At 65.7% G+C, this 12,526-nt stretch carries 11 protein-coding genes; 8 read left to right on the top strand and 3 right to left on the bottom strand.

Translation table 11 applies throughout. From position 1 onward, the window contains the following. Positions 1–106: 106 nt before the first annotated feature. Positions 107–703, bottom strand: coding sequence for a molybdenum cofactor guanylyltransferase (gene mobA / locus Spa11_RS14480; RefSeq protein WP_197529414.1), 597 nt, complete (start codon positions 701–703; stop codon positions 107–109). Between the two features lie 274 nt (positions 704–977). On the opposite strand from mobA, the gene moaA reads away from it, so the two are divergent. The 8 genes from moaA to Spa11_RS14440 all read left to right on the top strand — a co-directional run bounded on the left by moaA (position 978) and on the right by Spa11_RS14440 (position 10,535). Further along, positions 978–1,988, top strand: a complete 1,011-nt coding sequence (gene moaA / locus Spa11_RS14475; protein WP_231932944.1) for a GTP 3',8-cyclase MoaA — start codon at positions 978–980, stop codon at positions 1,986–1,988. A gap of 152 nt (positions 1,989–2,140) precedes the next feature. Then, positions 2,141–2,389, top strand: coding sequence for a MoaD/ThiS family protein (locus Spa11_RS14470; RefSeq protein WP_145113459.1), 249 nt, complete (start codon positions 2,141–2,143; stop codon positions 2,387–2,389). Next, a complete protein-coding gene (locus Spa11_RS14465; RefSeq protein ID WP_145113457.1) occupies positions 2,386–2,784 on the top strand; it encodes a molybdopterin synthase catalytic subunit in 399 nt (132 codons plus the stop codon). Before Spa11_RS14470 ends, Spa11_RS14465 begins: the two co-directional genes overlap by 4 nt. Before the next feature lie 63 nt (positions 2,785–2,847). Next, on the top strand, positions 2,848–5,316 hold the full coding sequence (locus Spa11_RS14460; protein WP_145113455.1) for a PSD1 and planctomycete cytochrome C domain-containing protein: 2,469 nt from the start codon (positions 2,848–2,850) through the stop codon (positions 5,314–5,316). A gap of 197 nt (positions 5,317–5,513) precedes the next feature. Beyond that, complete coding sequence (locus Spa11_RS14455; RefSeq protein ID WP_145113453.1) at positions 5,514–6,962, top strand: DUF1501 domain-containing protein; 1,449 nt, start codon at positions 5,514–5,516, stop codon at positions 6,960–6,962. 368 nt (positions 6,963–7,330) lie between these two features. After that, positions 7,331–8,083, top strand: coding sequence for an SDR family NAD(P)-dependent oxidoreductase (locus Spa11_RS14450; RefSeq protein WP_145113451.1), 753 nt, complete (start codon positions 7,331–7,333; stop codon positions 8,081–8,083). 242 nt (positions 8,084–8,325) lie between these two features. Beyond that, positions 8,326–8,937: an RNA polymerase sigma factor gene (locus Spa11_RS14445; protein ID WP_145113449.1), complete on the top strand. Its 612-nt coding sequence runs from the start codon at positions 8,326–8,328 to the stop codon at positions 8,935–8,937. Between the two features lie 281 nt (positions 8,938–9,218). Beyond that, a complete protein-coding gene (locus Spa11_RS14440; protein ID WP_145113446.1) occupies positions 9,219–10,535 on the top strand; it encodes a BBP7 family outer membrane beta-barrel protein in 1,317 nt (438 codons plus the stop codon). Positions 10,536–10,549: 14 nt separating this feature from the next. On the opposite strand, the gene Spa11_RS14435 is transcribed toward Spa11_RS14440, so the two are convergent. Further along, positions 10,550–11,185 (bottom strand): SdrD B-like domain-containing protein, encoded by a 636-nt coding sequence (locus tag Spa11_RS14435; protein WP_145113444.1) that lies wholly within the window; start codon positions 11,183–11,185, stop codon positions 10,550–10,552. A gap of 444 nt (positions 11,186–11,629) precedes the next feature. Beyond that, complete coding sequence (locus Spa11_RS23015) at positions 11,630–12,424, bottom strand: hypothetical protein (protein ID WP_197529413.1); 795 nt, start codon at positions 12,422–12,424, stop codon at positions 11,630–11,632. Between the last annotated feature and the right edge of the window lie 102 nt (positions 12,425–12,526).

The following is a 12,526-nucleotide window of genomic DNA, read 5'->3' as shown; positions in this document are numbered from 1 at the left end:
CCACATCGATGGGTCTCAGCCGCGGGCGGTAGCCCCCGGCGCGCCGCCGAGCAAGTGGGGATTCCTCCGCTTCATCTCCGGTGGCTTCTGCCACCCGGCTGAGAGCCTAACAGTGCTTGCCTAAGTGGGATTGCAATTCCGCGACGCTGTTCGCTTGCGGCGGTCCATCCGCAGCTCCATCCCACTTAACCGCCGCTGCCTTAGCGCCGTCGAGCGCCGCTTGCAGCGACCGCGTCCCCGCCGCGGCTTGCTCGCTGAGGGCCGGGAGCCAGCGGGTATGGGCGACGCTCGGGAACGGTTGCCAGCGGTCCGCCGCGCGGTAGGCGGCGATGTCGAGGGCGCCGGACCCAGCGAACTCGGCGACCAGCGGTTCCAGCCAGACCCTCTCAGGCCGCACCAGATCGCACGAGGCGAACGCTAGGAGGCCGACGCCATATTTGTCGAGTCGGTCGCGCAAGGCCGCCAGAATGCCTGCTAGAGGCCCAGAGAGGCCCTCTAGGTCATCGATCCGCCGCAGCCCGTCGAAGGCGCCGTCGGGTGTCCTGCCAGCGAGCACGATCTCGCCCCCCTCCGTCGCCAGCCGCCGACCGACATGCAGTGCCCAGGGCTCGCCGTCCACGAGCGTCGTCGCCTTGTCGGCGCCGAACCGCTGGCTGGCGCCGCCGACCAGTACGTAGACGGGGATTTGTGGGTAATGAATCAATTTGCCGACGCATTCGTCTAGGAGTTGAATGACCAATGACCAACGAATCGCGGGGTCAGGGGATTGGCGCTAGGGGCGAGGGATTCGCCGTGCGGTAGCTCTCCATTGGTCATTGGGGCTTGGTCATTGGTCATTCTCAGTACGAGACCGAGCCAACTAACCCCCTACCTATCCGCGGCATGTCTCGCTCCGGGGTGGCGGGGGTGATAGGCTCCAGTTTAACGCATGGCGCCGCCGGATGGCGCTGCAGACTCCTGCCCCTGCGGGTCAAGCCTTGGCGATCGCTCTCCCTCTCCTCGACCGCTTCGGCCGCCGCCACACGAAGCTCCGTGTGAGCGTCACCGACCGCTGCAACCTGCGGTGCCGGTACTGCATGCCGGCCGAGGGCATCCCCGTCGCGCCGCGCGACGAGCTGCTGACGTTCGAGGAGATCGAACGTGTCGTGCGGATCGCGGCGTCGGTCGGCGTCACGCAGGTGCGGCTCACGGGCGGCGAGCCGCTGGTGCGCAAGGGCCTCGAAGTTCTCGTCGCCAAGCTGGCCCGGCTGCCGGGCGTCGAGGACCTGGCGTTGTCGACCAACGCCGTGCTGCTCGACGAGCACGCCGAGTCCTTGCGAGCCGCCGGGCTCAAGCGGGTCAACATTAGCCTCGACGCGCTCGACCCAACCGTCTTCAAAGAGCTGACACGGCGTGACGACTACCAGCGCGTTGTCGCCGGCATCGCCGCCGCGCGGCGTGTGGGCTTTGACCCGATCAAGGTGAACGTGGTATCGCTGCGGGGGGTCACCGAGAGCGAGGTCGTGCCGTTCGGTTGCTTCGCGCGCGACACGGGTCTCGAAGTCCGCTTCATCGAGTACATGCCGCTCGACGCGTCGAGCGCTTGGGAGCGTGGCCGGGTGCTGTTCGCCGCCGACATCCGTCGCGCGCTCGAAGAGTCGATCCAGCCGCTTGTCCCCGTCACCGAGCCGACCGGCAGCCCCGCTACCGAGTACACGTTCGCTGACGGCGTGGGCCGCATCGGGTTCATCCCGACGGTCAGCCAGCCGTTCTGTGCGTCGTGTGACAGATTCCGGCTCACCGCCGATGGTAAGCTCCGCAGCTGCCTGTTCAGCCTCGACGAGGTCGACCTCCGTGAGCCGCTCCGCAGCGGCGCGAGCGATGAGGTTATCGAGGAGCGCGTCGAAGAACTAATCCGCCAAGCGATCCGCGACAAAGGTCCGGGGCACGAGATCAACACGGACCATTTCGTGCAGCCGCTCCGGACGATGTCGTCGATCGGGGGGTGAGAGCGATCGCGTTTGGAATATCAACTTGTGGGAGGCGTCTCCAGACGCCGATGACGCGCACCATACGAGATTGCGGCCTGGATACCGTAATCGGGGTCTGGAGACCCCTCCCACAGTTGATCGATTGAGCCTCCTATAGAACGTCTAAACGTATGCGTGTCTCGGTCCTCCTCTTCGGCCCCCAAGCGACGCTCGCCGGCGCGCGCAGTGTAGATTTGGCGATCGAGAAGGAGGCGCCGAGTGTGAGCGATGTGCTCGCCGCTCTCCACGAAGCGGCGCCGGCGCTGACGGGTTCGCTGGCGTCGAGTCGCCTGGCGATCAATCACGAGTTTGCAGCCGCTGAACAAACGATACGGCAAGGCGACGAGGTTGCGCTCATCGGCATGGTGTCGGGCGGATGAGTGAACGTGTCACGATTCAGTTGATCGAGGGGCCGCTCGGTCCACCTACGGCTAAGCCGCCAGCGGGCGCTGGCGCGTGGGTGGTGTTCGACGGGATCGTGCGGCCGTCCGAAGAGGCCAGGCCGCTCACGGCGCTGGTGTACGAGGCTTATGAGCCGATGACGACGCGCGAGCTTCGCCGGCTTGCCCAAACGACCCTGACGACCCACCAACTGCTGGCGATCGTCGTCGAGCACAGCACGGGCCGCGTCGCGGCGGGCGAGGCGTCCTTTCGGCTGTCGATCGGCGCCCTTCATCGGGCGGAGGCGATCCGGGCGGCCGACGAGTTCGTCGCCGCGATGAAGAAAGTCGTCCCAATCTGGAAAACCCCCGAGTTTGCCGGAGTTTCTGGTTGAGATCGGGGGCGCCAACGGCCATTTAATGGCAGGAACCGAGGCACTCTTCGTTATACTTTTCGCATGAAACTACCCTTCTCGCCCGCGGCGTGGCTCGTGATCGGCTTGCTGGTCGGCGCGGGTGGTGTGTCCCTGGCGGCGGAGGCCCCAGCGGCCGACCATGTCGCCGACCAAGCCGCGCCCCCGACGGTTAGTTTCCAGCGCGATGTTGCGCCGATCCTCACCAAGCGTTGCTTCTCGTGCCACGGCCCCGACACGGCCGAGAGCGGCGTCGCGCTCGACTCGTTCAAGGGCGCGACGGCGGAGTCCGACTCGGGGATGTTCGCGATCGTCGCGGGCGATCCCGACGAGAGCGAACTGCTGCGGCGCGTCGCCTCGGAAGAGGACAACGAACGGATGCCCCCCGAGGGCCCGGCGCTGAAGCCCGAAGAGGTCGCCACGCTCCGCGCTTGGATCGCGTCCGGCGCCGAGTACGAGCAGCACTGGGCGTTCGAGCAACCAGAGAAGCTCGAACCGCCGAAGGTCGAGAACGCCGATTGGGCGCGAAACGACATCGACCGCTTCGTCCTGGCGAAGCTCGAAGCGAAGGGCCTCACGCCCGCGCCCGAAGCGGACCGTCGCACGCTCGTCCGCCGCTTGTACTACGACCTGATCGGCTTGCCGCCGACGCCCGAGGAGGTCGAAGCGTTCGCGCGCGACGAGAGCCCTGAGGCCTACGAGCGGCTCGTCGATACGCTGCTCGCTTCGCCGCACCACGGCGAGAAGTGGGCTCGGCACTGGCTCGACGTGGTTCGCTACGGCGAGACCAACAGCTTCGAGCGGGACGGCGCCAAGCCCAATGTCTGGAAGTATCGCGACTACGTCATCCGTTCGCTCAACGAGGACAAGCCGTACGACCAGTTCGTGCGCGAGCAGATCGCCGGTGATGAACTGGAGGAGGTGACCGACGACTCGATCATCGCCACGGGATACTACCGCCTCGGCATCTGGGACGACGAGCCCGCCGACGAGTTGCAATCGAAGGCCGACGAAATGGACAACCTCGTCAGCACCACCAGCCAGGCGTTCCTTGGCTTAACCGTGGGCTGCGCGCGGTGCCACGATCACAAGATCGATCCGATCCCGCAGAAAGACTACTATGGCATGGTCGCGTTCTTCGGCGACGTCACGCCGTACGGGGCCCGGGGGGACCAATCGACCAACAGCCAGTGGGACCTATCGGGTAAGGACATCAAGCAGCAGCGTCGTCGGCTCTTCCGCAAGCGACGGGCGCTCACCAAGGAGAGCACCGCGCTGGAGCAGGCCGCCATCGCGCGGATGCCGGGCGAGGATCAGCGCAAGACCGAAACCGACGAGCGCGACGTCGTGCTCGAAGCGAAGCTCGCCGACCACCAGACCGAGGCCGAACGCGAGCTTTATGAAGACCTGAAGCGGCAGCTCGCCGGCGTCGAGGAAGAGCTTGCCGCGTTGCCGCCGCCGAATCAGGCGCTGGCGCTAGCGACCTGCGAGCCCCACCCGGAGCCGACGCACGTCCATCTGCGCGGCAATCCCCACGTCCCCGGCGACGAGGTCGGCCCGCGGTTCCCCGAGCTGTTCGAGGACGAGCAGCCGACGATCGAGCCCGCCCCCGAGGGCGCCCGCTCGGCGGGGCGGCGTCGCGTGCTAGCCGATTGGATCGTTTCGCCCGACAACCGGCTCACCGGCCGGGTGATCGCCAACCGCGTCTGGCAGCACCACTTCGGTCGCGGCATCGTCCGCAGCGCCAGCAACTTCGGCCAGCTCGGCACGCCGCCGACGCACCCGGAACTGCTCGACTGGCTCGCCGGTTGGCTCGTGGAGCACGAGTGGCGCCTGAAGCCGCTACACAAGCTGATCGTGACGTCGAGCGCGTACCGCATGAGCTCGGCGCCGAATGCCGAAGCCCTCGCCATCGATCCGGCGAACGACCTATTCTGGCGTTTCGACCTGCGGCGGCTGACGGCCGAAGAGGTGCGCGACTCGGCGCTCGCCGTGAGCGGGCAACTGCTCCGTACCGTTTACGGCCCGAGCGTGTTTCCGAAGCTGTCGCAGGAAGTGCTCGCGACGCAGAGCGTCCCCGGCGCCGGCTGGGACACGTCGCCCGAAGCGGCTGAGGCCGCGAAGCGGCGCAGCGTCTACATCCACATCAAACGCAGCCTTATCCCGCCGGAGCTGGCGAACTTCGACTTCCCCGAGACGGACAACAGCTGTGAGGCCCGCTTCAACACGGTGCAGCCGTCGCAAGCGCTGAGCCTGATGCACGGCCAGTTCCTGCAAGAGCAAGCCGCCGCGCTCGCCGACCGCGCGATCGCCGAAGGCCCCGCCGACCTCGAGGGCCGCGTCGCGTTCACGCTCCAGCAAGTCACGCAGCGCGAGCCGACCGCCGAGGACATCTCCGACAGCCTGCAACTGATCGACCGCTACCAAACCGCCCACGGCCTCTCGCCCGACGCGGCGTTCGACCAGTTCTGTGTGATGGCGATGAATCTGAGCGAGTTTGTTTACATCGACTAGTAGATTTGAAATCCATAACGAGGCGAAGCCGAGAATCCCCCTCCTCCTTCAGGAGGAGGGGCTAGGGGAGGAGGCGAAGCGGATACACGGTTCACCAATTCGTACCGTTAGCCGTGTACCTAGTTATCCCCCTCCCCTAACCCCTCCCCCGTGCCGGGGGAGGGGGATTAAGCGCGAACCCCATACGATCGATTCCTATGCAACGCAACTTCTGCGGCCGCACGCGGCGTGAGTTCCTCTGGCAGACCGGCGGCGGCTTCGGCGCTGCTGCGCTGGCGGGGATGCTCGGTTCGGACGGCTTCTTCGCCAACACCGCGCGTGCCGCCTCGACGCCGAGCCCGGTCGATGTCGCTAAACGCGCCGCCGCCAAGACGAAGGCGAAGAGCGTCATCTTCCTGTTCATGTACGGCGGCCCAAGCCACATCGACACGTTCGACTACAAGCCCGACATGATCGGCACCGACGGCAAGACGGTGGCCGTCAGCACCTTCGGCCGCGGGGGCAAGAAGAACGAGGGCCGCATCGTCGAGCCGCGCTGGAAGTTCAAGCAGTACGGCCAGTGCGGCAAGTGGGTCAGCGACCTGTTCCCGAACGTCGGCCAGCACGTCGACGACATCGCATTTCTCCACAGCATGACGGCCGACAGCCCGATCCACGGCTCGGCGATGCTGATGATGAACTCGGGCAAGCTGCTGTCGGGGAGTCCCGCGATGGGCTCGTGGGTCCACTACGGCCTGGGGAGCGCGAACGAGGACCTGCCAGCGTTCGTGGTGATGCTCGACCCGTCGGGCGGGCCGATCAGCGGCGCCAAGAACTGGTCGAGCGGCTACATGCCCGCCAAGCACCAGGGGGTCGTCTTCCGCCACGAGGGCGCGCCGATCCTCGACCTGGCCCGCCCCGAAGGCGTCACGCGCGAGATGCAGCGAGACACGCTCGACGCGCTCGCCAAGATCAACACGCGCCACATGAACGCGCGGGGCAATGACGACAACCTGGCGGCGCGGATCGCCAGCTACGAGCTCGCTTACAAGATGCAGATGTCGGCGCCCGAGGCGGTCGAGCTCGCCCAAGAGTCGCCCGCGACACTCGAAGCGTACGGCGTTGGCAAGCAGCCGACGCACCACTTCGGTTCGCAGTGCCTGCTTGCGCGCCGGCTTGTCGAGCGGGGCGTACGCTTCATCCAGGTGTACTCGGGAGGCAACCACATCGACTACAACTGGGACGCCCACGGCGACCTCGTGAAGAACCACACGCAGCACGCCGCGGAGACCGACCTGCCGATCGCCACGCTGCTGAAAGACCTCAAGCAGCGCGGCCTGTGGGACGACACGCTCGTCATCTGGGGCGGCGAGTTCGGCCGCCAACCGACGGCCGAGTACGCCGAAGGGACGGGCCGCGACCACAACTCGTACGGCTTCACGATGTGGATGGCCGGCGGCGGCATCAAGGGCGGCGTCTCGGTTGGCTCGACCGACGAACTCGGCGCCCGCGCCGTGGACCGCCCGTTAACGGTCAAGGAGATGCATGCGACCGTGCTGCACCAACTGGGCCTGGACCCGAACCATCTCAGCTATTTCTACAATGGGCTTGATCAGAAGCTCGTTGGCGTCGAGGGGGCGGAGCCTATCCGCGAGGTGATCGCTTAACTGGGGGTGGCGTTAGGAAGGGAGATGGGGGGATGAAGTGGGGATACGGGGATGGTCAAATGGCACGGCTATAAGGTAGCGAATGACTGTCCCGGCAATCTTCTACTTACTGCTAGCCATCGGGGTGCTGATCTCGTCACTTAACTTCTACTTGAGTTTCTTGCGGTATCCATTGTGGCAAGCCCGCGGAGGAGTTCTTGGGGATTTCAAGTGGGCGTCGGGATTCCCTTTCATAGGTAGTCTTCTAATCCTCGGTTGCCTTCTCTTTGTGCAACTACCAACTTGGGTTTTCATCACTAGCGCAGTTGCTGCGATTCTCGATACGGGGGGAATCCATTGGCTGCTGTTTACGTTGATCAAGCATCGAAATGACTGAACTATCCAATCGCACCGCTCTCGTCACTGGCTCGACTCGTGGCCTCGGTAAACGCATCGCCCTTGAGCTTGCCCGGCGTGGCGCGCGGGTGGCGATGAACTACTACGGCAATCAGGAAGTCGCTGCGAAGGCGTTTGCTGAGTTGCAGGCGATTGGCGGCGAGCACTGCCTCGTGCGCGCCGACGTTACTGAGGAGGCGGGCGTTGCTGACTTGCTGGGTGAAATCGAGAGCAAGATTGGGCCGGTTGATATCCTCGTGCCCAACGCGACGTGCGATCAGCCGATGACGCCGATCGAGGAGTACGACTGGGCGTTCGCGCAGCGGATGGTGGACTTCTTTATCAAGAGCCCCTTCCTGCTCACCAAGGCGTGTGTGCCGCACATGAAGCGGCAGGGGTGGGGGCGGATCGTTCATATCACCAGCGAGGTGTTCGACGGCGCGTGGCCCAACTTCTGCCCCTACGTCGCCGCGAAGGGGGGCCAGATCGGCCTCGCAAAGTCGAACGCCGCCGAGTTCGCGCCGCACGGGATCACCGTCAACATGGTGGCGCCGGGCTGGATCCCGGTCGAACGCCACGAAGACGCGCCGCAGGAGGCCAAGGACGAGTACCTGGCCCTCGCGCCGATGGGCCGCTTCGGCAAGCCCGAGGACGTCGCCGCCGCGGTGGCGTACTTCGCGTCGGACGACGCCAAGTTCGTCACCGGCGTGTCGCTGAGCGTCAACGGCGGGCGGACGATTCACTAAGTCTTTCCCGGGTTCTTTTTTTTGAACCACTAAGGAACAAAGGAACGAAGGGACTGACATGTCGTCGTCCTTGGTTCCTTCGTTCCTTTGTGGTTGATTTCTAGAAGGGTAGTCAGGGCCTGCTCGGCGGGGCGTTGTCTTCTTGCTAAATTGCTTGCCTGGATGAAAGGGCAGGGCGGTAGATTCATCTCGTCGTGCCCGTTGTGTCCGTCGTGGTGAACTCCTCAAACCCCGTGGTTGCGATGGAACCCAATGACGCCCTGGTCGAACGGGTGAAGGCGCGCGACGCCCAGGCGCTCGCCGAGCTGATCGACGCCGAGCGTAACCGGCTCGTTGGCTTCACCAAGTCGATCATGAGCGCGAAGCTGCTCTCGATGGTCGAGCCCGACGACCTGATCCAGGAGGTCGCCGCCGCCGCGCTGGCCGGTTTGGAGACGGCGCCGCTCGACCGGTACGAGCCGATCCAGTGGCTCCAAGAGCTGTGCCGGCGGCGGGTGGTGGACGCCCATCGGTTTCACTTCGGCGCCCAGCGGCGCGACGCGGGCCGGGTGCAGTCGATGCACGCCGCGGGCGACGATGGGGCAGGGGGGTTCGAGGCGTTCCTCGCCGCTAGCATCACCTCGCCCAGCGCCGCGTTCAGCCGCGACGTGCGAGTACAACGCATGCACGAGGCGGTCGGCGGGCTCTCCGACGAGGCCCGCACCGCAGTCCAGATGCGCTACGCCGAGGGCCTCCCCACCAAAGAGATCGCCGCCCGGCTCGGCAAGACCGACGTCGCGATCCGGGTGCTCTTGTCGCGTAGCGTCCGCGTCCTCGAAGAGCAGCTAGAAGACGTCCGCCCTACCGACCGCTAGCAACGCGGCGGCGGCGAGAGAGGCGGCGCTAGGCCCTGGAGTCTTCGCTGTCGCGATAGCAGCGCCAGCCCCGGGCCTGCTGCCCCCTGCCCGAAGGTAAAAATCGCCCAGCCCGCAAGGTCCCCCAACCGCCGGCTAGAAGCCTTTTTCGGCAGCCGCTTCCGGCAAAGTAACCCTCCCAACCCGGACGATCCCCACGACTGGGGCAACCTGTCGATCCGCTATTTGCGGCTTGGTCGTTCAAGCCGGCGGATCGGTCAGAGTTTACAGGGGGGGAGGGGATGATGCGCTTTAACCTAGGCGGCGCGTTGCGTCGCACGATGGGGCTCACGGCAGCGCTGCTGGCTTGGCCGGCGGTGAGCCACGCCCAAGACGCCTACGCGTCGGATTGCTGCGACGTCACGAGCTATGGCTGCTGTGACACCGTCTGCGATCTGCCCGAAGCCTGCGGATGTGGCGACGAGGTTTGCTACACCTACGGCGGCGGCAGAGGCGGGCTCGGCGGGGCGTGGTTCTCGGCCGACTACATTCTCTGGCAGCTCGACGGCGACTACGTGCCGCCGCTGGTGACTGCTAGCCCGGCGGGCACGCCGATTGTCGATTCGGCCGTCTTGGGCCAGCCGACGACCAGCATCCTGGCCGGTGACGAGCGGATCGGCGACGGCTGGCGGAGCGGTTACCGGCTCCGCGGCGGGGTGTGGCTCGACGGCTGCCAGACCATCGGGATCGCCGGCGACTACTTCAACACCGGCAGCGACGGCTACGACTACTCGCGTTCGCAAGACCCGAACACCATCGTCGGCCGCCCGTTTTTCAACAGCGAACTGGACGAGCCCGATGCGGAGCTTGTCTCGGTGCCGAACGAGCTCGACGGCACGGTCACGGTCCGTGGTTCGGACACGTTCCAAGGCGCGGGCATCTCGTTGCAGCAGAACTTGATCCGTTGCTGCGACCCGTGCGGCTGTGGCCCGTCGTTCACGCTCGATGTGATGTCGGGGTACCGCTACTACCAGCTCGACTCGAGCCTGTCGATCAACGAGCAGCTGGAAGTGCTTCCGGGCACGACGCAGCCACTGGTGCCCGGCACGACGATCTCGGTGCACGACCAGTTCGACGCCAAGAACGAGTTCCACGGCGGCGAGATCGGCCTGATGGCGCGGCGTGGCTGCTCGTGGTGGTGGATCGATGGCTCGGCCAAGCTGGCGATCGGCGCCAACCGCCGCACCGTCACCGTCGGCGGACAGACGATCAACAACGTCCCCGGCGGCGGAACGGCCACGTTCGATGGCGGCCTGCTCACGTCCGAAGTGACCAACATCGGCCGCTACACGGACACCTCGACGGTGGTGATCCCCGAGTTCCGGCTCGGCCTGGGCGCGCAGCTGACGTGCAACCTCGGCATCCATGCCGGGTACAACGTGATCCTTTGGGGCGACGTGGCCCGCGCCGCGTCGCATCTGCCGCCAGGGCTGGCGGTGGACCCGCGGAACCTGCCGCCCGTGCAGACCGGCGGCGGTCCGGAACCGGCGTTCCCGGGCGTCACCGGATCGGACCTTGTGGCGCACGGCTTCGATTTCGGCGTCGACTTTACCTACTAGCGCGACGCGTTACGTCAACGACGGCGTGGAGCGGTCAGCAAGCCAACCCCGACGCCAACGATCATCGCCAAGGTCGTTGGCTCGGGGACCGGCTCGCCAAAGGGATTCGAGGGTGTCGAAGCGAACAAGAAACGCTTCGACACGTACCCCGCGGCCAGACCGCGTTCGCCGAAGTTGTAGAACTCACCGATCGTATTATTGGTGAGCTGGATGTCGGTAACGAAGTTGTTGCCCGACACGCCGACATTGCTGCCGGGCGGGACCGACTGGTCATTGATGGCGAGCAGCACGCCCGCGGTGTCTTTTCCGTCGACCCAGCCCACGGGCTGGACTTGTTCGATCTTGTAGCGGCCCGCGTCTAACTGGCCGAACTGATAACGGCCGTAGGGGTCCGTCGCGGTGCTGGCGATCTGGATGTAATCAACCCCGTTGTGCTTGTACAAGTTGATTTCGACGCCGCCGATCACGATTTCTGGATTCGGATCGTTGCTGAAATTGAGTACGCCATCGTTGTTGCGATCGACGTAGCTCCAGCCACCGAGGTAGCTGCTGAAGGATTGGGCGTAAGTCGGGGCGGGGAGCAGCGCGGCGCAAACGAGTGCGGCCAGCGCCGGCAGAACCCGCCACCCTGCGAAGGTGGAGGCCGGCATAGGAAGTCTTTTCAAGGGGTGAGAATCGGTACGCCACAGGGGGCGTCGTGCCGAAGGGCACGCTTACGATCTGGCGATGGCTGCGAGAGCAGCCGAGATTGCCATTAGTCACGCCTTGGGGGGTTAAGACTTCCGGGTTGAGCAAGGGGCCACGTTTAGTGAAACGAGGAACCCTCGGAGCAGAGAACCTGCACCTGAAAGGTCAACGTAATCCGCAGAGTCGCCGTCGTCAAGGATTTCATTGGGGCGATCCGTAATGAGGCTGATTCCAGGTGAGCCGGGTGGCGTCAGCCCCCCGAGGGAATCAGGCGCCCGCTTCCCTGCGGGATTCGACGCTTCCCGGGTCGCACGATGGCGGTCCGTTGGACTGGCGCGGTGGCAACGACAAAACCGCCGGGCCCAAGTTGGGCCCGGCGGTTGGCGTTCTGTTTATCGCGGTGTCGTTCAACGGACGAACAGCAGGCCGTCGCCGGTCGACGAGGCGAGCTTGAAGCGGAAGCCGCCCGCCGATTCGGGGATCAGCGTGCCGGCGAGTTGCTGGTTGTCGCTGGACCGAATGAGCGTCAGCTGGCCATTGGCGAGCGTGTAGCTGCCGCCGAACGAGCTGACCTTGCCGTTGGAGTTGGCGACCCAGTTGAAGCCGCCGTTGGCGTCGAGTTGCAGCTGGACGCGGTTCGTGCCGTTGACGTTCGCCGTCCACGAGCCGACGAAGCTCGGGGACTGGGAGGACACCCCTTGAGCCGCAGGGGCGCCGCCGAACGCCGCCAGGGCGTCGAGCGCGGAGCCCGACGCGTCGAGGCTCGGCTGTGAAGCCGCCTGCGGCGTCGGCTGCTGCTGTGGGGCCGCTGCTTGAGGCGCGGCTTGCTGCTGTTGCGGCTGCTGAGCGATGGGTTGCTGTGGCGGCTGCCCCTGCGGCTGCTGGGCGAACTGCGGCTGGCCTTGCGATTGGCCTTGCGGCTGAAACGCCGGTTGGCCGCTGTACGGCTGCTGACCGTACGGGGTTTGGCCGTATTGCGGTTGCTGGCCGTAATGCTGCGGCTGGTGTACGACACGCTGCGGCTGTTGGTAGACGGGTTGGTGGTAAGCGGGCTGCGAGTAGCTCGGGTAGCTATAACCGCCGCCGTATCCGCCGCTGTACCCACCGAAGCCGCCGCCGCCACCGCCGCAGGCGAACGCCTGCGAGGCCGACAGGGCAGTGAGAACGATCGAGCAGGTCGCGTTGGTGAAGGTCGAGGCCATGATTGGGGTTCCTTGTCTTGCGGGGGTTGGCTTCAGGGGTTGGTCATCGCCCCCGTCTAAAGAGCCCAGCGGCAGGGCAGGGCGCCTGTTACTAACATTCCT

Origin of the sequence: Botrimarina mediterranea (assembly GCF_007753265.1) — a bacterium.
In the GTDB taxonomy this organism is placed as follows: Bacteria; Planctomycetota; Planctomycetia; order Pirellulales; family Lacipirellulaceae; genus Botrimarina; species Botrimarina mediterranea.
This window is presented reverse-complemented; position numbering and strand designations above follow the sequence as displayed.